Annotated in this window: 30 protein-coding genes and 2 pseudogenes; 22 read left to right on the top strand and 10 right to left on the bottom strand. The window is 42.6% G+C overall.

What is annotated here, in order from left to right; all coding sequences use genetic code 11:
- Window positions 1-1,024 precede the first annotated feature (1,024 nt).
- From IPL34_RS20240 to IPL34_RS20220, 5 genes are all read left to right on the top strand, one after another.
- Entirely contained in the window at window positions 1,025-1,447 is a 423-nt protein-coding gene (locus tag IPL34_RS20240) for a hypothetical protein (protein WP_296843340.1), read from the top strand.
- A complete protein-coding gene (locus IPL34_RS20235) occupies window positions 1,444-1,641 on the top strand; it encodes a hypothetical protein (protein WP_296843339.1) in 198 nt (65 codons plus the stop codon). Before IPL34_RS20240 ends, IPL34_RS20235 begins: the two co-directional genes overlap by 4 nt.
- Complete coding sequence (locus tag IPL34_RS20230) at window positions 1,641-2,189, top strand: hypothetical protein (RefSeq protein WP_296843338.1); 549 nt, start codon at window positions 1,641-1,643, stop codon at window positions 2,187-2,189. Before IPL34_RS20235 ends, IPL34_RS20230 begins: the two co-directional genes overlap by 1 nt.
- A 178-nt stretch (window positions 2,190-2,367) precedes the next feature.
- The gene (locus IPL34_RS20225; RefSeq protein WP_296843337.1) at window positions 2,368-2,814 is read left to right on the top strand and encodes a hypothetical protein; all 447 of its coding nucleotides are present in this window, start codon (window positions 2,368-2,370) and stop codon (window positions 2,812-2,814) included.
- 75 nt (window positions 2,815-2,889) lie between these two features.
- On the top strand, window positions 2,890-3,081 hold the full coding sequence (locus tag IPL34_RS20220; RefSeq protein ID WP_296843336.1) for a hypothetical protein: 192 nt from the start codon (window positions 2,890-2,892) through the stop codon (window positions 3,079-3,081).
- Between the two features lie 25 nt (window positions 3,082-3,106).
- Here the strand turns inward: IPL34_RS20220 and IPL34_RS20215 are convergent, their stop codons facing one another.
- The 4 genes and pseudogenes from IPL34_RS20215 to IPL34_RS20205 all read right to left on the bottom strand — a co-directional run bounded on the left by IPL34_RS20215 (window position 3,107) and on the right by IPL34_RS20205 (window position 5,248).
- Window positions 3,107-3,337, bottom strand: a complete 231-nt coding sequence (locus IPL34_RS20215; protein ID WP_296843335.1) for a hypothetical protein — start codon at window positions 3,335-3,337, stop codon at window positions 3,107-3,109.
- A 73-nt stretch (window positions 3,338-3,410) separates the two neighbouring features.
- Window positions 3,411-3,968, bottom strand: coding sequence for a replication initiation protein (locus tag IPL34_RS20800; RefSeq protein ID WP_366931112.1), 558 nt, complete (start codon window positions 3,966-3,968; stop codon window positions 3,411-3,413).
- Window positions 3,969-4,028: 60 nt separating this feature from the next.
- Window positions 4,029-4,432 (bottom strand): annotated as a pseudogene (locus IPL34_RS20795) (replication initiation protein); the annotation flags it as partial.
- A 528-nt stretch (window positions 4,433-4,960) separates the two neighbouring features.
- Window positions 4,961-5,248 (bottom strand): hypothetical protein, encoded by a 288-nt coding sequence (locus IPL34_RS20205; RefSeq protein ID WP_296843324.1) that lies wholly within the window; start codon window positions 5,246-5,248, stop codon window positions 4,961-4,963.
- A gap of 192 nt (window positions 5,249-5,440) precedes the next feature.
- On the opposite strand from IPL34_RS20205, the gene IPL34_RS20200 reads away from it, so the two are divergent.
- Complete coding sequence (locus IPL34_RS20200) at window positions 5,441-6,025, top strand: J domain-containing protein (protein WP_296843323.1); 585 nt, start codon at window positions 5,441-5,443, stop codon at window positions 6,023-6,025.
- Between the two features lie 24 nt (window positions 6,026-6,049).
- Here the strand turns inward: IPL34_RS20200 and IPL34_RS20195 are convergent, their stop codons facing one another.
- Both IPL34_RS20195 and IPL34_RS20190 read right to left on the bottom strand, forming a co-directional pair.
- Window positions 6,050-6,358, bottom strand: a complete 309-nt coding sequence (locus IPL34_RS20195) for a type II toxin-antitoxin system RelE/ParE family toxin (RefSeq protein ID WP_296843322.1) — start codon at window positions 6,356-6,358, stop codon at window positions 6,050-6,052.
- The gene (locus tag IPL34_RS20190) at window positions 6,346-6,657 is read right to left on the bottom strand and encodes a CopG family transcriptional regulator (protein ID WP_296843321.1); all 312 of its coding nucleotides are present in this window, start codon (window positions 6,655-6,657) and stop codon (window positions 6,346-6,348) included. Before IPL34_RS20190 ends, IPL34_RS20195 begins: the two co-directional genes overlap by 13 nt.
- A gap of 837 nt (window positions 6,658-7,494) precedes the next feature.
- On the opposite strand from IPL34_RS20190, the gene mobC (IPL34_RS20185) reads away from it, so the two are divergent.
- The 9 genes from mobC (IPL34_RS20185) (at window position 7,495) to IPL34_RS20145 (ending at window position 14,205) form a co-directional block, all read left to right on the top strand.
- Complete coding sequence (mobC, locus tag IPL34_RS20185; protein WP_296843334.1) at window positions 7,495-7,896, top strand: plasmid mobilization relaxosome protein MobC; 402 nt, start codon at window positions 7,495-7,497, stop codon at window positions 7,894-7,896.
- Window positions 7,897-7,907: 11 nt separating this feature from the next.
- A complete protein-coding gene (locus IPL34_RS20180) occupies window positions 7,908-8,726 on the top strand; it encodes a relaxase/mobilization nuclease domain-containing protein (RefSeq protein ID WP_296843333.1) in 819 nt (272 codons plus the stop codon).
- Between the two features lie 124 nt (window positions 8,727-8,850).
- On the top strand, window positions 8,851-9,000 hold the full coding sequence (locus IPL34_RS20175) for a hypothetical protein (protein WP_296843332.1): 150 nt from the start codon (window positions 8,851-8,853) through the stop codon (window positions 8,998-9,000).
- 185 nt (window positions 9,001-9,185) lie between these two features.
- Window positions 9,186-10,661: a type IV secretory system conjugative DNA transfer family protein gene (locus IPL34_RS20170; protein ID WP_296843331.1), complete on the top strand. Its 1,476-nt coding sequence runs from the start codon at window positions 9,186-9,188 to the stop codon at window positions 10,659-10,661.
- A 65-nt stretch (window positions 10,662-10,726) separates the two neighbouring features.
- Window positions 10,727-10,990 (top strand): hypothetical protein, encoded by a 264-nt coding sequence (locus IPL34_RS20165; protein WP_296843330.1) that lies wholly within the window; start codon window positions 10,727-10,729, stop codon window positions 10,988-10,990.
- Between the two features lie 2 nt (window positions 10,991-10,992).
- On the top strand, window positions 10,993-11,433 hold the full coding sequence (locus IPL34_RS20160; RefSeq protein ID WP_296843329.1) for a type II toxin-antitoxin system VapC family toxin: 441 nt from the start codon (window positions 10,993-10,995) through the stop codon (window positions 11,431-11,433).
- Window positions 11,434-11,672: 239 nt separating this feature from the next.
- Entirely contained in the window at window positions 11,673-12,080 is a 408-nt protein-coding gene (locus IPL34_RS20155) for a hypothetical protein (RefSeq protein WP_296843328.1), read from the top strand.
- 65 nt (window positions 12,081-12,145) lie between these two features.
- Entirely contained in the window at window positions 12,146-12,763 is a 618-nt protein-coding gene (locus IPL34_RS20150) for a hypothetical protein (RefSeq protein WP_296843327.1), read from the top strand.
- Window positions 12,763-14,205, top strand: a complete 1,443-nt coding sequence (locus IPL34_RS20145; RefSeq protein ID WP_296843326.1) for a hypothetical protein — start codon at window positions 12,763-12,765, stop codon at window positions 14,203-14,205. Before IPL34_RS20150 ends, IPL34_RS20145 begins: the two co-directional genes overlap by 1 nt.
- A 56-nt stretch (window positions 14,206-14,261) precedes the next feature.
- Here the strand turns inward: IPL34_RS20145 and IPL34_RS20140 are convergent, their stop codons facing one another.
- A complete protein-coding gene (locus IPL34_RS20140) occupies window positions 14,262-15,560 on the bottom strand; it encodes a replication initiation protein (RefSeq protein ID WP_296843325.1) in 1,299 nt (432 codons plus the stop codon).
- Window positions 15,561-16,088: 528 nt separating this feature from the next.
- On the bottom strand, window positions 16,089-16,376 hold the full coding sequence (locus IPL34_RS20135; RefSeq protein WP_296843324.1) for a hypothetical protein: 288 nt from the start codon (window positions 16,374-16,376) through the stop codon (window positions 16,089-16,091).
- Between the two features lie 192 nt (window positions 16,377-16,568).
- Here IPL34_RS20135 and IPL34_RS20130 point away from each other — a divergent pair, with 192 nt between their 5' ends.
- Entirely contained in the window at window positions 16,569-17,153 is a 585-nt protein-coding gene (locus IPL34_RS20130; RefSeq protein ID WP_296843323.1) for a J domain-containing protein, read from the top strand.
- A gap of 24 nt (window positions 17,154-17,177) precedes the next feature.
- Here IPL34_RS20130 and IPL34_RS20125 read toward each other — a convergent pair whose 3' ends face one another.
- Both IPL34_RS20125 and IPL34_RS20120 read right to left on the bottom strand, forming a co-directional pair.
- Window positions 17,178-17,486: a type II toxin-antitoxin system RelE/ParE family toxin gene (locus tag IPL34_RS20125; protein WP_296843322.1), complete on the bottom strand. Its 309-nt coding sequence runs from the start codon at window positions 17,484-17,486 to the stop codon at window positions 17,178-17,180.
- Window positions 17,474-17,785: a CopG family transcriptional regulator gene (locus tag IPL34_RS20120; protein ID WP_296843321.1), complete on the bottom strand. Its 312-nt coding sequence runs from the start codon at window positions 17,783-17,785 to the stop codon at window positions 17,474-17,476. The genes IPL34_RS20125 and IPL34_RS20120 overlap by 13 nt, the downstream gene beginning before the upstream one ends.
- 836 nt (window positions 17,786-18,621) lie before the next feature.
- Between IPL34_RS20120 and IPL34_RS20115 the strand changes: the two genes are divergently transcribed.
- The 6 genes and pseudogenes from IPL34_RS20115 to IPL34_RS20790 all read left to right on the top strand — a co-directional run bounded on the left by IPL34_RS20115 (window position 18,622) and on the right by IPL34_RS20790 (window position 21,594).
- Window positions 18,622-18,777, top strand: a complete 156-nt coding sequence (locus IPL34_RS20115) for a hypothetical protein (RefSeq protein WP_296843320.1) — start codon at window positions 18,622-18,624, stop codon at window positions 18,775-18,777.
- A gap of 30 nt (window positions 18,778-18,807) precedes the next feature.
- Entirely contained in the window at window positions 18,808-19,023 is a 216-nt protein-coding gene (gene mobC / locus IPL34_RS20110) for a plasmid mobilization relaxosome protein MobC (RefSeq protein ID WP_296843319.1), read from the top strand.
- Window positions 19,024-19,034: 11 nt separating this feature from the next.
- The gene (locus tag IPL34_RS20105; protein WP_296843318.1) at window positions 19,035-19,247 is read left to right on the top strand and encodes a hypothetical protein; all 213 of its coding nucleotides are present in this window, start codon (window positions 19,035-19,037) and stop codon (window positions 19,245-19,247) included.
- On the top strand, window positions 19,205-20,125 hold the full coding sequence (locus tag IPL34_RS20100) for a relaxase/mobilization nuclease domain-containing protein (protein ID WP_296843317.1): 921 nt from the start codon (window positions 19,205-19,207) through the stop codon (window positions 20,123-20,125). Before IPL34_RS20105 ends, IPL34_RS20100 begins: the two co-directional genes overlap by 43 nt.
- 183 nt (window positions 20,126-20,308) lie before the next feature.
- Window positions 20,309-20,485 carry a hypothetical protein gene (locus IPL34_RS20095; protein ID WP_296843316.1) on the top strand — a complete coding sequence of 59 codons (177 nt, stop codon included), beginning with the start codon at window positions 20,309-20,311 and terminating at the stop codon, window positions 20,483-20,485.
- Window positions 20,445-21,594, top strand: a pseudogene (locus tag IPL34_RS20790) (type IV secretory system conjugative DNA transfer family protein). The gene IPL34_RS20095 and the pseudogene IPL34_RS20790 overlap by 41 nt, the downstream one beginning before the upstream one ends.
- Window positions 21,595-21,836: the final 242 nt, after the last annotated feature.

Here is a 21,836-nt window from a genome sequence, read left to right as displayed (position 1 = left end):
GGTTTGTACGAGTCATTTTACCCTAACAGAACTCTTGATTAAGCCCTACTGAGATGGGTTTGATGAACCCATAGAGGATTACCAGATCCTTTGATTCAGTCGGAGAAAATCACCTCTTAGGATTGACGCAAGCGACCTTTGTAAATGCTGCCCAGCTTGAGAGGCTCACAAGGATTGAGAACCCCCGATGCGTTGCATATAGCGACCGCACTAGAAACCAGTAGTGTGATTTTTTCATTACCAATGACCAGAGAATCCGCAGTGTCAAAGCGTTAGAAGTCGTACAACTCACCGATTTAATGCTCTAGCTTGTGGTTATACCTCAGTACGCTCAAATCTCCCGTTTGTAGGTTTCTTCTTTTTATTTCGCCCCTAGAGGGGGAATTTTCCTCCACTCCACTTAGAAATCCCACAAGACACGATTTTAAAAAAAAATCCTGTCTTGTGGGATTTTCATTTTCTCTATAGTGTCTATGGTATGTCTCCTTGTCTACGAGTACGCTAAGAGACAAAGCGAGAGACACTTAAAAATCCCTATCTATTGGTATCTATGGAACTCAGTATAAAGAAACGCTTGAGCAGTTTTAAGATGGGTCGGAGCACGCTTTATAAGAAATTTTCGAGTGGTGAGTTGTCTCGACTCCCCAACGGAAAAAGTAGACCTTGCGGAACTCTTTACGAGTTTTCGGAGACAGTCCAAGACTGTCCACGAGTACGCCAAGAGACAACACGGAGACACCTCGCAAACACCCCACTTTTCCAAGCCCGGGCGGACAAAATACGCCTACTTGAAGAGTCATTGAGAGAAGCAAAGGAACGAGAACGCACCTACTTAGAGCGAGAAGCATGGCAACGAGGGCAGATTGAGAAATTGACGGAAAGTGTGAAGATGCTGGAAGCACCAAAAACACAACCATCTCAGAGTCGTGTCTGGTGGAAGTTTTGGAGGAATTTTCCTAAAGTGTTGACTTTATATACAGTTTAGGATGATGGAAATACATTATTAATTTTCTAGTCAAACCCTATGCGTACAAAATCCTTGCTTGCTGTTAGCCTAAGTGCTGCGTTGCTTTTAAGTGCCTGTGGTGGAGGTGGTGGTAGTACTAATATAACTACACCTACGCCGACTCCTGTTCCAACTCCTACGCCGACTCCTGTTCCAACTCCTACGCCGACTCCTGTTCCAACTCCTACGCCGACTCCTGTTCCAACTCCTACGCCGACTCCTGTTCCAACTCCTACGCCGACTCCCACTCCAGAAACTATTAACGGAATTGTTGTACCACCTGAACCAGATGCAACAGTTAATAATGCCAGTATTCAAGGGGTTGATATAAATACTAATGGTGTAAGGGATGATGTAGAGAGAAAATTGCTCAAGAATTTGGTGGAAATGAAGCAAAATATACAACTGTTTTCAATATCATTTCAAGTGAACAAAAAATGATAACGAATCCTTCTGAAGAAACTGTGGGTAATTATAAAAAGTTAATTTCGTGTGCCTTAAAAGCAAAAACTATAAAAGCTGCTGAACTTGACGTTATAACTAGAAAAAATCTTAATACACCATCTCGTGGTGTAGCGTATGCTGATACATTGAGTGGTATAGAAGTTTTACCTAGTGATGAGGAGTGTCAATAATGATTCTATTTAGAAAGTATATAGTAATTATTACATTATTTTTTCCAACTGTATGTTTTTCTAAAACGAATAATATTATATATATTAACGGTATACAAAATACATATGCTCAACATCAAGAAACAGTTGATACAATTAAGTCTATACTTGTCAAGTCTGAAAATCACTCTGATCTAGATAAGAAAATAAATTTCAAAATATCGGGAATATGGAATCCTGTTGGTTTTTACGCCAATTTAAATTCGTTAGGTTATGTTGAGGGGAGTGATCTTACCGAAGACTTGGGTGAGTTATTTCTTTTAAAAACAGCAGAAGAACATTTTTCTGATGATTTTCGTAAAATCTTAGCCCCATATAATACTGATTCATCAGTGGACAAAGAAGCAGCAAATAGAATTGTATCCTATCTTGATGATATGACACCAGGAAACAATTCATTGGAAACAGTTGCTCCTATAATAACTGATACAGATATGCAGCGCACCAAAATGCTGCTAAAGAACTCTATGCAAAGATTGATAATTATGATCAGTCGGGTTCTGCTGTAGTAATAGCACACTCACAAGGAAATTTGTTGGCTAATTTAGCCTATGCAAAGCTTGTTTCTAAATATGGAAATGACATAAGAAAAAAATTCTGATTGTTAATATTGCAAATACCTCTGAGTTTTCAGCTAATAACTTGAACCTTACCCAAGCTGGTGATAGAGCTTTATATCCATCATATATGAATAAAGATCTAACTACTTTACCATCCCAAAAATCTTGGAGTAGAACTACACCAAGATGCTCTAATGATTTTTGTAATTTTTCGCTACTTTCTCCTACATTGGGAGCTGTAGATACTGGGTCATATAATCCTTTCAACATTCCAGATTCTAATTTACAACATAGTATAACCGCTACTTATCTTTCTAATTTTGTTGTTGATACTATTATTGATCAACAAGGTGTAACCTTATCAGATTTAAAACAAAGAAGATTTGTTGATTTATTTGAAGACTTTGTTTACATGGCTGCAAATGCAGTTAACAGAGGTATATATCCGAATAATCTTTTAAAAGGTAGTACCGTAACATCAACTGAACTTGTGGTACTTTATCTCAAGAAGCTAAAGTCATTACAGATGGTAACCTCGAAACAGGACATAATTTATGTACCTACTCTGGTATAGTAAATATTACTCTGCCTGCACCTGTCACACTTAAAAAATTGCTTATTCGTCCCGGAAATGACTCCAGAGGGATCAGTGAGTTATGAAGTTCAGACCTATGACACTATGAACGGCTGGGTAAGTCGTGAAACTGCCTCTGCTGTTTGGAGGAATAATCAAGATATAGAAGTTGATTTAAGTACTACTAATTATCCTATTAGTGAAATAGCAATCACTGTTCATAGTTCGCCGTCTTGGGTTGCTTATCGTGAAGTACAAGGATTTTGATCTGTTAAATGCTTTTAAACCCTACTCAAGTGAGTAGGGCTTTTCTAATTCGCTTTTCAAAGAAATTTATTTTCCACAATAAACCTATAAAATCCCCATCCCACATTATCCACAAGAAGCATTTCTTTTCATTTTTGATCATCTGCCACCGCTTCACAATGGCTTCAAAGGCTTTAGTTTCTCTCAAGTGGGCTTCATACTCAGCTTGTACATAGCCCCGCATTTTTTCAGAGAGAGCAAAAAACTCATCTAGCACCTTCTTTCGGTCTGCTTTCTCCGCTTCTATCTTCTTTTTTTCCTCTAGCTCTTCTTGTTGTTTTCTCTCTTCTTCAGCTTTTTCTGTACCTCTCGTTCCTTCTTTTCTGCTCTTCCACCTCTAACGCATTGCCCCAATCTTGAGGAATAGCCTTGCTTAAATACCCTGCTTTATTGTGAATAGGGTCTTTTTTATCTTCTCCGAGCATATATGCAATATTTCGCTCTATCTGCTTGACTCCATACTTGTTTTTGTAGTTTTTCGCCACTTCAAAAGTAAAGCCATAGTTCATAAGAGACTCAATAGCGGGGTGAATCTCTGGTTTTTCTTTTGGTTCTTGTCCTATCTGGAGCTGTGCCACCTGTGCGGAGGTTTCAGACTCTGAACGGATTAAAACCATGAAGTGAATCCCCGTGATTTTTCGCCCTGTTTTTATATAGTGAACCTCAAAAATATTGAGGTCGGTATTATCTGAAATCTCTTTGACTGTTGGCTCAATTACTCGTTTTCTAAAGTCTGCAAAAACCAAGTATTCTTTTTTATTAATTCCGAGTAAATCCCTATACTCTTCTAAAGTAAAAACCCGTTCAAAACTACTTTTATTGGCTTTTTCTGCCTTCCAAACCTCCATTTTTAAAAGCTCATACAATCGAATACTGTACGAACTTTTAAAGCTCATCACATGATTGAGTTTGTATTGAGTAAAGCTTTTATGAAGCTGGAGTAAATAGGGTTTTAGTGATTTATGAAATTCAACCCTTATTACCCCAGAGCCTTCTACATATTCAACATAAGAAAGCCAAGCAGCATAGATTTTTTCCCATCTCGACTCAACTCTATATTTCTTCTGGTTAATCTTTCAGAAGCTGCTTCTACTTCTGAGTAAATGGCTTTTCTTTTTTCAAGACTGAACATTTTGGCAAAATCTGCCACTCGAATTTCATAGCTTTTAAAATCTTCATCATCGGGATGAATCAAGCTTGAAAGAAGTAAAACAAGCCTTTGCTCTTCAAGACTGAGCTTATACCGAGCCTCTATTAGCTCATTACTTCGCCGTAAAACTATATTTTTTTGGACTTCATCAGGAGGAAACACAGCAATGATTCACATAAGAAAAAATACTTAAATTACAATATAGTCAAACTAAATTTTTGTCAATATATGGTCTTACTTCGTGTATTGTCCATAGTTCACCCTGTTTTTGTCCATAGTTCACCCTGTTTTTGTCCATAGTTCACCCTGTTTTTGTCCATAGTTCACCCTGTTTTTGTCCATAGTTCACCCTGTTTTTGTCCATAGTTCGATATGAAAAACCGCTTGAAATCAATACCTTCTGCACCCCTTAAAGTATTAAAGATGTTAAATATATAAAACACACAAAGGGAGATTTTCATTTTTGCCTGTGAATAACTTTTTAAAATGCTGTTGTTGTGTGTGTTTTTACGCTATCGCTTTTATGGGGTTGCACCCCATACCCCGCAAGCCTCAAGATTCAGCGTTTATTTAGCCTTTGCAAGCGTTTTCTAGCTATTTAGGTATACAGGTAGCACCCACCCATAGAAAATGGCGTGGCGGGCATTTTTTGGCGGTTTTTGTGAAGGTGCGGGAGAGTGGCAAAAAAGATTACTGGCATGGTGGGAGTTTGCCAACATTCGTTTGGTCATCTCCTTTTGCCTTTATTGAGCGAAAAGCACTCAACGCTTTTTCGGTTTCCTCCACACTCAAGAACCCCTCTCGTTCTGCCTCTTTTGCTAAATACCCATCAATGAGATCTTCGAGAGCTTGAGGACTCAAAACATACACGAGCGGACGATTTTCACGAGTAATCATGACAGGTACTTCCATAGCCTGTTCTATAACCGCCTCAAAACCGTTTTGAGCGTCTTTCTCAGAAAAGGAATACCAAACCATAGGTTCACTCATAGTCTCGTAAAATAAAGCACTTTACGGCTATTATGGCGGGTATTTTCCAAACACCAAACTTTCCCCATGCAAACCTTTTTTCTGTGGTTTCCTCCCGATTTTTTCCCTGCTTTACTTCTTGGCTTCATCTCAGGGGCAGGCTTTAAACTTTGGAAGTATGCCAAGGGGAGCTGCTTGCTTATGCCTATTTTCTGGTATGTCTACGGAGGATGGTTGTTGAGCTGTTTCATTGTGCTGTTTTCCAATGAAGCTATGCTCAACGGCTTTTTTGTAGGGCTAGGGTTGGCGTTTATCCAGCCCTTGTTTGGACTTATTGCCCGTTTGTATGAGCGTTTGGCAGAGTTCGGGCGAGATCGAGCCTACTTGAGACAGGAACAAGAGCGAAAACGCCAACAAGAAGCCCAAGCCCGACACCATCAGCAACACCAACAGGAACAGACCACCCGCCACCAACAACGAGACGACCAGCAACGCCAGAGGGAAGAAGAAGCCAGAAGACACCGACAAGAACAGGCAAACCACCAGCACCGAGAGCAACACCAACAAAAACCACCCCAAACCCATGAGCCAGACACTCGAACCCCTGAAGAGGTTTTAGGACTCCATACGGGATGGACGCAAGACGATTTACTGAAAGCCTACCGCCGAGAATCCCAACGCCTCCACCCCGACAAATGGACGGGTAAACCCCCCACGATACGGGAGGCAATGGAACAAGAATTTAAACGAGTACAGGACGCCTACAAGCGCTTGAAAGGCTCTTAAAGATTCCTCTTAACCTTAGTGAGTTCAGAACTTGTAGCCTAGCTCTCTTTGGTGGCGAATAGCGTGAATAATGACTAAATTTCTTTCGGCTTCAAAGGTATACAATGCTACATACCCGCTTTTACCGTATTTAATAATCAACTCACGAGCATGAGGCAATTTTTCAAGGGTATAGGCTCGCCCTGCTTGTGGGCTATGTTCCAAGACCCGCAGGGCTTCCGCTATGACCATAAAGACTTGCTGAGCTTGTTCAATGGCTTCATTTTCAATCAAAAAATTTGCAAAGCGTTCAATATCGTTGCGTGCCTCAGGTGATAAAATTACGTGTGGCATAACGGCAAACTTTGCGGATTTTTACTATTCAAATTTTTTGCCCAGCTCTCCAACTCATCAAGGGTGAGATGTAATCCTGTGGCTTGAAAATTCTCGTATGAGCGCACCGCTTGAGCTTCATATTCCAATCGTGCTTGCTCTTGCTCCATGTAGTTATCGACGGCTTCTAGTACCAAACTGTGTAAAGAGCGTTTCTTGTACTTGGCTAACTGTGCAAGGGTTTCTTTACGATTGCCGAGCTTAATGGAGGTAGTACCTACCCCCGCCCGTGAAGGGGTGGTGTTGATCGTGGTTTCCATAATCTTTAAAGGTGTTACTAAGTGACACCTTAGAGTCTATGCTTTTTATTTGAAAGTCAATTTTTTACCCTTTAAGACTTAAAACCCTTTTGATTCTAACGCCACCTTAAAAAAGCAAGGTCGTATTGTTTGGGCAATCTCCACCTTGCTTTTTTTCGCTTGTGGCGTTTTCAAAGAATGGCTTTTATTTCTTAATTTTTCTTCTATGAAAGCACTTGATTTTTTTCAACATCGTATTGAATGCGAAATGAGCCAGCCTAATTTTTCTGAAGGTGGTTTGAAAGAGGATTTTAATTTTTATCTAAAACCTGCTTATATGACTCCATGAGTTCAAGCTCTCGTGAATGAGAATAACCCAGAGAATAACTACCACTATGCTCAACTCTTTTTAGGATATTTATTACCCATATACTTTGAAAATGCCAAAACTCAGCCCCTTGATTATCTCCAGAAACTGACCATCGACCAAACCCCGGTTTGGCTCATTGACGACGGGGCGACTATTTGCCTGTTACTGCCTGAAGAGTACTAACTCTTCAGGCTCATTTTTTCCTCATACCTCCACTTCTTCACCCCCTTTTCACTTGCCCCTCTTGCATTCCTAGGAATAACCACTATAACTAGACACTGCGACTGTCTTGTATAGCGAGATTGCAAGTTCCTAGGAAAACGGGTACAAAGTACACCGTATTCCGTCAGAATTGCCTCTTGCAGGGTTGCACCCTTGACCCGCTTCAAGGGCGTATGACCCCTTGAAAACCCCCCACCAAAAGGACACGGGGGAAAAGTCCCCCCGTCCCTTTGGAAACCCTAACCCCCCTTGCTAGCACAATACCTATGAGCGAAAACAACGAAACAAGTATTAAAGAAAACCGAAAAGCCTATTTAAAAGCCTACAAAGCCGAGTATAAAAAACACGCCAAGCAAGTAAACCTTACCTTGAGCGTAAAAGAATACGAGGCGTTTGAAAAAAGAGCCAACAAAGAAGGCGTAAAAATAACGACCCTTATAAAAAATATGGCACTTGCCTACTACCAGCAAGCCCCACTTTTTACCCCTGAACAACTCCACGAAATGCAAGAAATGCGCTTTATCTTTCGGAATGTGGCAAACAACATTAATCAAATAGCCCACCACTCCAACACCATCAAACGGCTAGCGGATGAAAATGGATTACTCAGAGAGATTAAGAAACTCGAAGATATTGTTTTAGCGTATTACCAGACACCGACAGCATGATCATTAAAAGCATGAGCCGAAAGAAAGCCACCTTTAGCCAATTGATCGACTACATCCAAAAAGGTGCAAGCAGTGAATCATACACTTGCTACCATAATACCACCGAGCGCCACGCCGAAGGTTTAAAGCGAGAGTTTGAAGAGAACGCCCAGCACTTGAGAGCCAGAAAAAATGGCGTTTCCTTGTACCATGAAATTATTAGCCTCAAACGCCAAACCCACTTGAGCCTTGAGGAGCAAAAAGAGAAACTGGCTCAGATCGTCAAAAGTTATCTTTCAGCCAGAGCGCCCCACCAACTCGCCTTTGGAATGATTCACGACGACCACACCGAACACTTACACTTTCACTTAGTGATTAGCTCCAACCAGATCGAGAGTACCGGACGGGTACGCCTTTCTAAAGAGCAGTTTAGCGAGATACAAACCCACCTAGAGCGCCATGTTTTAACCCACTACCCCGAACTCAACCAAAAAGCCGTTTTCTTTGGCAACCTTACCGCAGAGCAGAAAGAAGCCAAGCAGAGCAAAGCCCGACTTTCCAACCAAGGGGCAGAACTCAAACGCCGAACAGGAAAAACCCCGAAACGGGATGAAGTCAAAGCTACCCTTGAGGCTATTTTCTCCACCTCCACCACTCCCCAAGCCTTTACTGAGTCCATGAATGAGGCAGGCTTTACCTTTTACCAACGAGGTAAGCACGCAGGGATTCAAGACCGAGACGGCAAGAAATACCGCTTTGCCACTTTAGGACTGGCGGAACCGTGGGCAACTTTTGACGCCACCATGAGAGCCAGCATGAGCCAACACCACACCCCGAAAAAAAGCACATAGTAGCGTATCGGTACAGTCAGACACGGCAACCGCCAAGGCTACCGACACCGACCAGCACACCCCCAACGACCGAATTTTAAGGGAAACGGTTATAGGTGGCATGGTGGCGGAAACGCTCGACAGTATGAAAGATCTTCTCAACGATGCCACCGACTTTAATTCTTGGGAGGCAGAACAACAACGGCGCTTAAAACAAATGCAGGAACGCCGAGAACAACAAGCCAAAGACCGCCAAACCCACCACCACGGGCAAGGGTACAAACCCAAGCCGTGATCTATACGGGCATTAGTAGCCACCACTCAACGCCGTTTAGAGCTTGTCTTACAAGGGTTTTCTCGTACACTCTCACACTACTATTACCCTCACACCACACACAAACCCCCGTTTCAACGGGGGACAACAAGGCGTTAGACCCCTAACGCCTTACATTTGAATCCTTTTATTTTTTATGACTGTTTATGAATTACTGGAAAATCTTTTTATTACCTTTTAAGGGTATGTTTGCACTGGGGGTATTCCTGTTTAAACAACGCACCTTAAACCGCACCGAAGGGGCAAACTTTGCCACACCGAGCGAATACAAAGACCGCATGAATGCGAGCCATAAAGGGTTACTGCTGGATGGTGAAGCCTTGAAACTCGGCGAAAAAGAGAGCTTTCAAAATGTGTGTGTCATTGCACGGGTAGGGGCAGGAAAAACCAGCCGCTACATTATCCCCAATGTACTGGAGCGCTCAAAGCATTTATGCTCCCTAATCATCAACGACCCCAAAGGGGAAGTATACGAAGCCACGAGCCACCAACTGGCAAGCCGAGGCTTTCGCCTCCTCGTGATTAATCCCGACGATCCCGACCACTCGCACACCTTTAACCCACTGGAGGAAGCACGGGACGAGATCGAACTGGATCAAATCGCCGAAATACTGATGAAAGCCGGGCGGGGAGCCAACAGTAAGGGAAGTGATGATTTTTGGATGAGTGGCGCTCAGCGCTTTGTTTCGGTGTTTTTAGGGTGCTTGAAGAATGCCAGCCACGAAAATCCGAACTGGAACAATTTAGCCAATCTTTATTACCTGTTGCAGAACTTCGGCGAGGATGGAAGCCGTTTAGATCGTTTTATGGCTCACTATTCCGTCGACCCCCACCACCCCCAAGACGCTCGACTCTGGAATGAGTGGCAAGGGGTGCTTACGGGCAATAAGGAAGGCGTACAAAGTTTTATCCTCAATGCGTTGACTGCCTTAAAGCCCGCAGGAAAAAGTAATATTGCCCGTATTACCGCCCGCTCCAGTTTTCAACTGGAAGACATCCGCCACACGAAAACCGCTATTTTCTTTATAACGCCACCCCAGCACGCCGAGTACTACGGTTTTTTGACGAGTTTATTTTTTCGTTCAGTGTTCAATGCTAGTATGCGAACCATGCCCCACCGCCACACCTTGCCGTTGTATGTGCTGTATGATGAGTTCGGGCATTCCACCATTCCTAATTTCGTGAGTACCGCTAACACCATACGAGGCTATAAAGTCAGCCTTTCAATAGTGCTTCAAAGCATTGCCCAACTGAACACCCGCTATGGGCACGACTACGCGCAAGCCCTCCAAGGCGGGTTTCATACCCTCCTTACCTACGCAGGGAGCGACCCCCAAACCACCGCTTTCTTTGAAAAGATCATTGGAAAAACTCGCATTACTCAACGCAAAGATATTCTTGACCCTACCGAGCAATACCGAGAACAAAACCTATTAAATGCCAACGAAATCCGCACGATGAAACACCACGAAATACTCATTGTGTCAGGCAACCAAAACCCCGTTTTAATTCCCTCTAAGGGATTCTTTCAAGTCGGGTGGATGAAGCGAGCCACCCAAAAGCCTCCCGTACCCGTTGAAACGAGACAAGGACAGAAGGTGGAATATGTGCCACTCAATTAAGTTGTTATTTCCTACTTTGTTCTTATACTGTAGGAAATTCCTAATTATTCTCTATGAGTCCGACTATGCCCATGATACGAGTACGGGACAAACACCAAATTACGCTCCCGAAAGAAGTGGTTTTAAACCTGCATCTGAAGCCAGATAGTTATATTGAGTACCTACTCACACCGGAAGGCGTACTCATGCGTCCCGTAACCATCAAACGGGATAAACCGAGTATTTTTCAGTATTCAGGCTATACCAAGAAACGGAAACAGCATTGTTTTGCGAGTGCTCAAGAAGCTGATCAGTTTATTTCTGATCTTCGGGACGAATGGGACAGATAACCATGAAGCTGGCACGACTACGAGGCAAGCGAGTCTACATTGACACGAACCCGTTTATTTACTTTGTAGAAGGACACCCCGACTTTTCGGAAGTGGTGAAACCCCTCTTTGATCTCATTGACCAAGAAATGTTGGTGGTTTGTACGAGTCATTTTACCCTAACAGAACTCTTGATTAAGCCCTACCGAGATGGGTTTGATGAACTCATAGAGGATTACCAGAGCCTTTTGATTCAGTCGGAGAAAATCACCCTCTTAGGATTGACGCAAGCGACCTTTGTAAATGCCGCCCAGCTTGGAGGCTCACAAGGATTGAGAACCCCCGATGCGTTGCATATAGCGACCGCACTAGAAAACCAGTGTGATTTTTTCATTACCAATGACCAGAGAATCCGCAGTGTCAAAGCGTTAGAAGTCGTACAACTCACCGATTTATTGCTCTAGCTTGTGGTTATACCTCAGTACGCTCAAATCTCCCGTTTGTAGGTTTCCTTTATTCTCCCTAGAGGGGGAATTTTCCCCCTCCACCCCCTAGAAATCCCACAAGACACGATTTTAAAAAATCCTGTCTTGTGGGATTTTCATTTTTCTCTATAGTGTCTATGGTATGTCTCCTTTTTGTCTACGAGTACGCTAAGAGACAAAGCGAGAGACACTTAAAAAATCCCTATCTATTGGTATCTATGGAACTCAGTATTAAAGAAACGCTTGAGCGTTTTAAGATGGGTCGGAGCACGCTTTATAAGAAATTTTCGAGTGGTGAGTTGTCTCGACTCCCCAACGGAAAAGTAGACCTTGCGGAACTCTTACGAGTTTTCGGAGACAGTCCAAGACTGTCCACGAGTACGCCAAGAGACAACACGGAGACACTCGCAAACACCCCACTTTTCCAAGCTCAAGCGGACAAAATACGCCTGCTTGAAGAGTCATTGAGAGAAGCAAAGGAACGAGAACGCACCTACTTAGAGCGAGAAGCATGGCAACGAGGGCAGATTGAGAAATTGACGGAAAGTGTGAAGATGCTGGAAGCACCAAAAACACAACCATCTCAGAGTCGTGTCTGGTGGAAGTTTTGGAGGAATTTTCCCTAAAGTGTTGACTTTATATACAGTTTAGGGATGATGGAAATACATTATTAATTTTCTAGTCAAACCCTATGCGTACAAAATCCTTGCTTGCTGTTAGCCTAAGTGCTGCGTTGCTTTTAAGTGCCTGTGGTGGAGGTGGTGGTAGTACTAATATAACTACACCTACGCCGACTCCTGTTCCAACTCCTACGCCGACTCCTGTTCCAACTCCTACGCCGACTCCTGTTCCAACTCCTACGCCGACTCCTGTTCCAACTCCTACGCCGACTCCTGTTCCAACTCCTACGCCGACTCCCACTCCAGAAACTATTAACGGAATTGTTGTACCACCTGAACCAGATGCAACAGTTAATAATGCCAGTATTCAAGGGGTTGATATAAATACTAATGGTGTAAGGGATGATGTAGAGAGAAAAATTGCTCAAGAATTTGGTGGAAATGAAGCAAAATATACAACTGTTTTCAATATCATTTCAAGTGAACAAAAAATGATAACGAATCCTTCTGAAGAAACTGTGGGTAATTATAAAAAGTTAATTTCGTGTGCCTTAAAAGCAAAAACTATAAAAGCTGCTGAACTTGACGTTATAACTAGAAAAAATCTTAATACACCATCTCGTGGTGTAGCGTATGCTGATACATTGAGTGGTATAGAAGTTTTACCTAGTGATGAGGAGTGTCAATAATGATTCTATTTAGAAAGTATATAGTAATTATTACATTATTTTTTCCAACTGTATGTTTTTCTAAAACGAATAATATTATATATATTAACGGTATACAAAATACATATGCTCAACATCAAGAAACAGTTGATACAATTAAGTCTATACTTGTCAAGTCTGAAAATCACTCTGATCTAGATAAGAAAATAAATTTCAAAATATCGGGAATATGGAATCCTGTTGGTTTTTACGCCAATTTAAATTCGTTAGGTTATGTTGAGGGGAGTGATCTTACCGAAGACTTGGGTGAGTTATTTCTTTTAAAAACAGCAGAAGAACATTTTTCTGATGATTTTCGTAAAATCTTAGCCCCATATAATACTGATTCATCAGTGGACAAAGAAGCAGCAAATAGAATTGTATCCTATCTTGATGATATGACACCAGGAAACAATTCATTGGAAACAGTTGCTCCTATAATAACTGATACAGATATGCAGCGCACCAAAAATGCTGCTAAAGAACTCTATGCAAAGATTGATAATTATGATCAGTCGGGTTCTGCTGTAGTAATAGCACACTCACAAGGAAATTTGTTGGCTAATTTAGCCTATGCAAAGCTTGTTTCTAAATATGGAAATGACATAAGAAAAAAAATTCTGATTGTTAATATTGCAAATACCTCTGAGTTTTCAGCTAATAACTTGAACCTTACCCAAGCTGGTGATAGAGCTTTATATCCATCATATATGAATAAAGATCTAACTACTTTACCATCCCAAAAATCTTGGAGTAGAACTACACCAAGATGCTCTAATGATTTTTGTAATTTTTCGCTACTTTCTCCTACATTGGGAGCTGTAGATACTGGGTCATATAATCCTTTCAACATTCCAGATTCTAATTTACAACATAGTATAACCGCTACTTATCTTTCTAATTTTGTTGTTGATACTATTATTGATCAACAAGGTGTAACCTTATCAGATTTAAAACAAAGAAGATTTGTTGATTTATTTGAAGACTTTGTTTACATGGCTGCAAATGCAGTTAACAGAGGTATATATCCGAATAATCTTTTAAAAGGTAGTACCGTAACATCAACTGGAACTTGTGGTACTTTATCTCAAGAAGCTAAAGTCATTACAGATGGTAACCTCGAAACAGGACATAATTTATGTACCTACTCTGGTATAGTAAATATTACTCTGCCTGCACCTGTCACACTTAAAAAATTGCTTATTCGTCCCGAAATGACTCCAGAGGGATCAGTGAGTTATGAAGTTCAGACCTATGACACTATGAACGGCTGGGTAAGTCGTGAAACTGCCTCTGCTGTTTGGAGGAATAATCAAGATATAGAAGTTGATTTAAGTACTACTAATTATCCTATTAGTGAAATAGCAATCACTGTTCATAGTTCGCCGTCTTGGGTTGCTTATCGTGAAGTACAAGGATTTTGATCTGTTAAATGCTTTTAAACCCTACTCAAGTGAGTAGGGCTTTTCTAATTCGCTTTTCAAAGAAATTTATTTTCCACAATAAACCTATAAAATCCCCATCCCACATTATCCACAAGAAGCATTTCTTTTTCATTTTTGATCATCTGCCACCGCTTCACAATGGCTTCAAAGGCTTTAGTTTCTCTCAAGTGGGCTTCATACTCAGCTTGTACATAGCCCCGCATTTTTTCAGAGAGAGCAAAAAACTCATCTAGCACCTTCTTTCGGTCTGCTTTCTCCGCTTCTATCTTCTTTTTTTCCTCTAGCTCTTCTTGTTGTTTTCTCTCTTCTTCAGCTTTTTTCTGTACCTCTCGTTCCTTCTTTTTCTGCTCTTCCACCTCTAACGCATTGCCCCAATCTTGAGGAATAGCCTTGCTTAAATACCCTGCTTTATTGTGAATAGGGTCTTTTTTATCTTCTCCGAGCATATATGCAATATTTCGCTCTATCTGCTTGACTCCATACTTGTTTTTGTAGTTTTTCGCCACTTCAAAAGTAAAGCCATAGTTCATAAGAGACTCAATAGCGGGGTGAATCTCTGGTTTTTCTTTTGGTTCTTGTCCTATCTGGAGCTGTGCCACCTGTGCGGAGGTTTCAGACTCTGAACGGATTAAAACCATGAAGTGAATCCCCGTGATTTTTCGCCCTGTTTTTATATAGTGAACCTCAAAAATATTGAGGTCGGTATTATCTGAAATCTCTTTGACTGTTGGCTCAATTACTCGTTTTCTAAAGTCTGCAAAAACCAAGTATTCTTTTTTATTAATTCCGAGTAAATCCCTATACTCTTCTAAAGTAAAAACCCGTTCAAAACTACTTTTATTGGCTTTTTCTGCCTTCCAAACCTCCATTTTTAAAAGCTCATACAATCGAATACTGTACGAACTTTTAAAGCTCATCACATGATTGAGTTTGTATTGAGTAAAGCTTTTATGAAGCTGGAGTAAATAGGGTTTTAGTGATTTATGAAATTCAACCCTTATTACCCCAGAGCCTTCTACATATTCAACATAAGAAAGCCAAGCAGCATAGATTTTTTTCCCATCTCGACTCAACTCTATATTTCTTCTGGTTAATCTTTCAGAAGCTGCTTCTACTTCTGAGTAAATGGCTTTTCTTTTTTCAAGACTGAACATTTTGGCAAAATCTGCCACTCGAATTTCATAGCTTTTAAAATCTTCATCATCGGGATGAATCAAGCTTGAAAGAAGTAAAACAAGCCTTTGCTCTTCAAGACTGAGCTTATACCGAGCCTCTATTAGCTCATTACTTCGCCGTAAAACTATATTTTTTTGGACTTCATCAGGAGGAAACACAGCAATGATTCACATAAGAAAAAATACTTAAATTACAATATAGTCAAACTAAATTTTTGTCAATATATGGTCTTACTTCGTGTATTGTCCATAGTTCACCCTGTTTTTGTCCATAGTTCACCCTGTTTTTGTCCATAGTTCACCCTGTTTTTGTCCATAGTTCACCCTGTTTTTGTCCATAGTTCACCCTGTTTTTGTCCATAGTTCGATATGAAAAACCGCTTGAAATCAATACCTTCTGCACCCCTTAAAGTATTAAAGATGTTAAATATATAAAACACACAAAGGGAGATTTTCATTTTTGCCTGTGAATAACTTTTTAAAATGCTGTTGTTGTGTGTGTTTTTACGCTATCGCTTTTATGGGGTTGCACCCCATACCCCGCAAGCCTCAAGATTCAGCGTTTATTTAGCCTTTGCAAGCGTTTTCTAGCTATTTAGGTATACAGGTAGCACCCACCCATAGAAAATGGCGTGGCGGGCATTTTTTGGCGGTTTTTGTGAAGGTGCGGGAGAGTGGCAAAAAAGATTACTGGCATGGTGGGAGTTTGCCAACATTCGTTTGGTCATCTCCTTTTGCCTTTATTGAGCGAAAAGCACTCAACGCTTTTTCGGTTTCCTCCACACTCAAGAACCCCTCTCGTTCTGCCTCTTTTGCTAAATACCCATCAATGAGATCTTCGAGAGCTTGAGGACTCAAAACATACACGAGCGGACGATTTTCACGAGTAATCATGACAGGTACTTCCATAGCCTGTTCTATAACCGCCTCAAAACCGTTTTGAGCGTCTTTCTCAGAAAAGGAATACCAAACCATAGGTTCACTCATAGTCTCGTAAAATAAAGCACTTTACGGCTATTATGGCGGGTATTTTCCAAACACCAAACTTTCCCCATGCAAACCTTTTTTCTGTGGTTTCCTCCCGATTTTTTCCCTGCTTTACTTCTTGGCTTCATCTCAGGGGCAGGCTTTAAACTTTGGAAGTATGCCAAGGGGAGCTGCTTGCTTATGCCTATTTTCTGGTATGTCTACGGAGGATGGTTGTTGAGCTGTTTCATTGTGCTGTTTTCCAATGAAGCTATGCTCAACGGCTTTTTTGTAGGGCTAGGGTTGGCGTTTATCCAGCCCTTGTTTGGACTTATTGCCCGTTTGTATGAGCGTTTGGCAGAGTTCGGGCGAGATCGAGCCTACTTGAGACAGGAACAAGAGCGAAAACGCCAACAAGAAGCCCAAGCCCGACACCATCAGCAACACCAACAGGAACAGACCACCCGCCACCAACAACGAGACGACCAGCAACGCCAGAGGGAAGAAGAAGCCAGAAGACACCGACAAGAACAGGCAAACCACCAGCACCGAGAGCAACACCAACAAAAACCACCCCAAACCCATGAGCCAGACACTCGAACCCCTGAAGAGGTTTTAGGACTCCATACGGGATGGACGCAAGACGATTTACTGAAAGCCTACCGCCGAGAATCCCAACGCCTCCACCCCGACAAATGGACGGGTAAACCCCCCACGATACGGGAGGCAATGGAACAAGAATTTAAACGAGTACAGGACGCCTACAAGCGCTTGAAAGGCTCTTAAAGATTCCTCTTAACCTTAGTGAGTTCAGAACTTGTAGCCTAGCTCTCTTTGGTGGCGAATAGCGTGAATAATGACTAAATTTCTTTCGGCTTCAAAGGTATACAATGCTACATACCCGCTTTTACCGTATTTAATAATCAACTCACGAGCATGAGGCAATTTTTCAAGGGTATAGGCTCGCCCTGCTTGTGGGCTATGTTCCAAGACCCGCAGGGCTTCCGCTATGACCATAAAGACTTGCTGAGCTTGTTCAATGGCTTCATTTTCAATCAAAAAATTTGCAAAGCGTTCAATATCGTTGCGTGCCTCAGGTGATAAAATTACGTGTGGCATAACGGCAAACTTTGCGGATTTTTACTATTCAAATTTTTTGCCCAGCTCTCCAACTCATCAAGGGTGAGATGTAATCCTGTGGCTTGAAAATTCTCGTATGAGCGCACCGCTTGAGCTTCATATTCCAATCGTGCTTGCTCTTGCTCCATGTAGTTATCGACGGCTTCTAGTACCAAACTGTGTAAAGAGCGTTTCTTGTACTTGGCTAACTGTGCAAGGGTTTCTTTACGATTGCCGAGCTTAATGGAGGTAGTACCTACCCCCGCCCGTGAAGGGGTGGTGTTGATCGTGGTTTCCATAATCTTTAAAGGTGTTACTAAGTGACACCTTAGAGTCTATGCTTTTTTATTTGAAAGTCAATTTTTTACCCTTTAAGACTTAAAACCCTTTTGATTCTAACGCCACCTTAAAAAAGCAAGGTCGTATTGTTTGGGCAATCTCCACCTTGCTTTTTTTCGCTTGTGGCGTTTTCAAAGAATGGCTTTTATTTCTTAATTTTTCTTCTATGAAAGCACTTGATTTTTTCAACATCGTATTGAATGCGAAATGAGCCAGCCTAATTTTTCTGAAGGTGGTTTGAAAGAGGATTTTAATTTTTATCTAAAACCTGCTTATATGACTCCATGAGTTCAAGCTCTCGTGAATGAGAATAACCCAGAGAATAACTACCACTATGCTCAACTCTTTTAGGATATTTATTACCCATATACTTTGAAAATGCCAAAACTCAGCCCCTTGATTATCTCCAGAAACTGACCATCGACCAAACCCCGGTTTGGCTCATTGACGACGGGGCGACTATTTGCCTGTTACTGCCTGAAGAGTACTAACTCTTCAGGCTCATTTTTTCCTCATACCTCCACTTCTTCACCCCCTTTTCACTTGCCCCTCTTGCATTCCTAGGAATAACCACTATAACTAGACACTGCGACTGTCTTGTATAGCGAGATTGCAAGTTCCTAGGAAAACGGGTACAAAGTACACCGTATTCCGTCAGAATTGCCTCTTGCAGGGTTGCACCCTTGACCCGCTTCAAGGGCGTATGACCCCTTGAAAAACCCCCACCAAAAGGACACGGGGGAAAAGTCCCCCCGTCCCTTTGGAAACCCTAACCCCCCTTGCTAGCACAATACCTATGAGCGAAAACAACGAAACAAGTATTAAAGAAAACCGAAAAGCCTATTTAAAAGCCTACAAAGCCGAGTATAAAAAACACGCCAAGCAAGTAAACCTTACCTTGAGCGTAAAAGAATACGAGGCGTTTGAAAAAGAGCCAACAAAGAAGGCGTAAAAATAACGACCCTTATAAAAAATATGGCACTTGCCTACTACCAGCAAGCCCCACTTTTTACCCCCTGAACAACTCCACGAAATGCAAGAAATGCGCTTTATCTTTCGGAATGTGGCAAACAACATTAATCAAATAGCCCACCACTCCAACACCATCAAACGGCTAGCGGATGAAAATGGATTACTCAGAGAGATTAAGAAACTCGAAGATATTGTTTTAGCGTATTACCAGACACCGACAGCATGATCATTAAAAGCATGAGCCGAAAGAAAGCCACCTTTAGCCAATTGATCGACTACATCCAAAAAGGTGCAAGCAGTGAATCATACACTTGCTACCATAATACCACCGAGCGCCACGCCGAAGGTTTAAAGCGAGAGTTTGAAGAGAACGCCCAGCACTTGAGAGCCAGAAAAATGGCGTTTCCTTGTACCATGAAATTATTAGCCTCAAACGCCAAACCCACTTGAGCCTTGAGGAGCAAAAAGAGAAACTGGCTCAGATCGTCAAAAGTTATCTTTCAGCCAGAGCGCCCCACCAACTCGCCTTTGGAATGATTCACGACGACCACACCGAACACTTACACTTTCACTTAGTGATTAGCTCCAACCAGATCGAGAGTACCGGACGGGTACGCCTTTCTAAAGAGCAGTTTAGCGAGATACAAACCCACCTAGAGCGCCATGTTTTAACCCACTACCCCGAACTCAACCAAAAAGCCGTTTTCTTTGGCAACCTTACCGCAGAGCAGAAAGAAGCCAAGCAGAGCAAAGCCCGACTTTCCAACCAAGGGGCAGAACTCAAACGCCGAACAGGAAAAACCCCGAAACGGGATGAAGTCAAAGCTACCCTTGAGGCTATTTTCTCCACCTCCACCACTCCCCAAGCCTTTACTGAGTCCATGAATGAGGCAGGCTTTACCTTTTACCAACGAGGTAAGCACGCAGGGATTCAAGACCGAGACGGCAAGAAATACCGCTTTGCCACTTTAGGACTGGCGGAACCGTGGGCAACTTTTGACGCCACCATGAGAGCCAGCATGAGCCAACACCACACCCCGAAAAAAGCACATAGTAGCGTATCGGTACAGTCAGACACGGCAACCGCCAAGGCTACCGACACCGACCAGCACACCCCCAACGACCGAATTTTAAGGGAAACGGTTATAGGTGGCATGGTGGCGGAAACGCTCGACAGTATGAAAGATCTTCTCAACGATGCCACCGACTTTAATTCTTGGGAGGCAGAACAACAACGGCGCTTAAAACAAATGCAGGAACGCCGAGAACAACAAGCCAAAGACCGCCAAACCCACCACCACGGGCAAGGGTACAAACCCAAGCCGTGATCTATACGGGCATTAGTAGCCACCACTCAACGCCGTTTAGAGCTTGTCTTACAAGGGTTTTCTCGTACACTCCACACTACTATTACCCTCACACCACACACAAACCCCCCGTTTCAACGGGGACAACAAAACGTTAGACCCTAACGCCTTACATTTGAATCCTTTTATTTTTTATGACTGTTTATGAATTACTGGAAAATCTTTTTATTACCTTTTAAGGGTATGTTTGCACTGGGGGTATTCCTGTTTAAACAACGCACCTTAAACCGCACCGAAGGGGCAAACTTTGCCACACCGAGCGAATACAAAGACCGCATGAATGCGAGCCATAAAGGGTTACTGCTGGATGGTGAAGCCTGAAACTCGGCGAAAAGAGAGCTTTCAAAATGTGTGTGTCATTGCACGGGTAGGGGCAGGAAAAACCAGCCGCTACATTATCCCCAATGTACTGGAGCGCTCAAAGCATTTATGCTCCCTAATCATCAACGACCCCAAAGGGGAAGTATACGAAGCCACGAGCCACCAACTGGCAAGCCGAGGCTTTCGCCTCCTCGTGATTAATCCCGACGATCCCGACCACTCGCACACCTTTAACCCACTGGAGGAAGCACGGGACGAGTCGAACTGGATCAAATCGCCGAAATACTGATGAAAGCCGGGCGGGGAGCCAACAGTAAGGGAAGTGATGATTTTTGGATGAGTGGCGCTCAGCGCTTTGTTTCGGTGTTTTTAGGGTGCTTGAAGAATGCCAGCCACGAAAATCCGAACTGGAACAATTTAGCCAATCTTTATTACCTGTTGCAGAACTTCGGCGAGGATGGAAGCCGTTTAGATCGTTTTATGGCTCACTATTCCGTCGACCCCCACCACCCCCAAGACGCTCGACTCTGGAATGAGTGGCAAGGGGTGCTTACGGGCAATAAGGAAGGCGTACAAAGTTTTATCCTCAATGCGTTGACTGCCTTAAAGCCCGCAGGAAAAAGTAATATTGCCCGTATTACCGCCCGCTCCAGTTTTCAACTGGAAGACATCCGCCACACGAAAACCGCTATTTTCTTTATAACGCCACCCCAGCACGCCGAGTACTACGGTTTTTGACGAGTTTATTTTTTCGTTCAGTGTTCAATGCTAGTATGCGAACCATGCCCCACCGCCACACCTTGCCGTTGTATGTGCTGTATGATGAGTTCGGGCATTCCACCATTCCTAATTTCGTGAGTACCGCTAACACCATACGAGGCTATAAAGTCAGCCTTTCAATAGTGCTTCAAAGCATTGCCCAACTGAACACCCGCTATGGGCACGACTACGCGCAAGCCCTCCAAGGCGGGTTTCATACCCTCCTTACCTACGCAGGGAGCGACCCCAAACCACCGCTTTCTTTGAAAAGATCATTGGAAAAACTCGCATTACTCAACGCAAAGATATTCTTGACCCTACCGAGCAATACCGAGAACAAAACCTATTAAATGCCAACGAAATCCGCACGATGAAACACCACGAAATACTCATTGTGTCAGGCAACCAAAACCCCGTTTTAATTCCCTCTAAGGGATTCTTTCAGATCGGGTGGATGAAGCGAGCCACCCAAAAGCCTCCGTACCCGTTGAAGCGAGACAAGGACTGAAGGTGGAATATGTGCCACTCAATTAAGTTGTTATTTCCTACTTTGTTCTTATACTGTAGGAAATTCCTAATTATTCTCTATGAG

The sequence above is a fragment of the Thiofilum sp. genome, assembly GCF_016711335.1.
GTDB lineage: Bacteria > Pseudomonadota > Gammaproteobacteria > Thiotrichales > Thiotrichaceae > Thiofilum.
Note: the sequence above shows the minus strand (reverse complement) of the source record. Positions and strands in the feature narration are given on the sequence as shown.

Coding starts and splice junctions, on each gene's coding strand:
- IPL34_RS20230 (WP_296843338.1), top strand. CDS start 1,641: ATGATTCTATTTAGAAAGTATATAGTAATTATTACATTATTTTTTCCA.
- IPL34_RS20235 (WP_296843339.1), top strand. CDS start 1,444: ATGATAACGAATCCTTCTGAAGAAACTGTGGGTAATTATAAAAAGTTA.
- IPL34_RS20125 (WP_296843322.1), bottom strand. CDS start 17,486: ATGCCACACGTAATTTTATCACCTGAGGCACGCAACGATATTGAACGC.
- IPL34_RS20190 (WP_296843321.1), bottom strand. CDS start 6,657: ATGGAAACCACGATCAACACCACCCCTTCACGGGCGGGGGTAGGTACT.
- IPL34_RS20130 (WP_296843323.1), top strand. CDS start 16,569: ATGCCTATTTTCTGGTATGTCTACGGAGGATGGTTGTTGAGCTGTTTC.
- IPL34_RS20170 (WP_296843331.1), top strand. CDS start 9,186: ATGAATTACTGGAAAATCTTTTTATTACCTTTTAAGGGTATGTTTGCA.
- IPL34_RS20095 (WP_296843316.1), top strand. CDS start 20,309: ATGAATTACTGGAAAATCTTTTTATTACCTTTTAAGGGTATGTTTGCA.
- IPL34_RS20200 (WP_296843323.1), top strand. CDS start 5,441: ATGCCTATTTTCTGGTATGTCTACGGAGGATGGTTGTTGAGCTGTTTC.
- mobC (WP_296843334.1), top strand. CDS start 7,495: ATGAGCGAAAACAACGAAACAAGTATTAAAGAAAACCGAAAAGCCTAT.
- IPL34_RS20205 (WP_296843324.1), bottom strand. CDS start 5,248: ATGGTTTGGTATTCCTTTTCTGAGAAAGACGCTCAAAACGGTTTTGAG.
- IPL34_RS20155 (WP_296843328.1), top strand. CDS start 11,673: ATGGAACTCAGTATTAAAGAAACGCTTGAGCGTTTTAAGATGGGTCGG.
- IPL34_RS20160 (WP_296843329.1), top strand. CDS start 10,993: ATGAAGCTGGCACGACTACGAGGCAAGCGAGTCTACATTGACACGAAC.
- IPL34_RS20165 (WP_296843330.1), top strand. CDS start 10,727: ATGCCCATGATACGAGTACGGGACAAACACCAAATTACGCTCCCGAAA.
- IPL34_RS20105 (WP_296843318.1), top strand. CDS start 19,035: ATGAGCCGAAAGAAAGCCACCTTTAGCCAATTGATCGACTACATCCAA.
- IPL34_RS20145 (WP_296843326.1), top strand. CDS start 12,763: ATGATTCTATTTAGAAAGTATATAGTAATTATTACATTATTTTTTCCA.
- IPL34_RS20115 (WP_296843320.1), top strand. CDS start 18,622: ATGAGCGAAAACAACGAAACAAGTATTAAAGAAAACCGAAAAGCCTAT.
- IPL34_RS20180 (WP_296843333.1), top strand. CDS start 7,908: ATGAGCCGAAAGAAAGCCACCTTTAGCCAATTGATCGACTACATCCAA.
- IPL34_RS20150 (WP_296843327.1), top strand. CDS start 12,146: ATGCGTACAAAATCCTTGCTTGCTGTTAGCCTAAGTGCTGCGTTGCTT.
- IPL34_RS20120 (WP_296843321.1), bottom strand. CDS start 17,785: ATGGAAACCACGATCAACACCACCCCTTCACGGGCGGGGGTAGGTACT.
- IPL34_RS20225 (WP_296843337.1), top strand. CDS start 2,368: ATGAATAAAGATCTAACTACTTTACCATCCCAAAAATCTTGGAGTAGA.
- IPL34_RS20195 (WP_296843322.1), bottom strand. CDS start 6,358: ATGCCACACGTAATTTTATCACCTGAGGCACGCAACGATATTGAACGC.
- IPL34_RS20135 (WP_296843324.1), bottom strand. CDS start 16,376: ATGGTTTGGTATTCCTTTTCTGAGAAAGACGCTCAAAACGGTTTTGAG.
- IPL34_RS20175 (WP_296843332.1), top strand. CDS start 8,851: ATGAAAGATCTTCTCAACGATGCCACCGACTTTAATTCTTGGGAGGCA.
- IPL34_RS20800 (WP_366931112.1), bottom strand. CDS start 3,968: ATGGAGGTTTGGAAGGCAGAAAAAGCCAATAAAAGTAGTTTTGAACGG.
- IPL34_RS20240 (WP_296843340.1), top strand. CDS start 1,025: ATGCGTACAAAATCCTTGCTTGCTGTTAGCCTAAGTGCTGCGTTGCTT.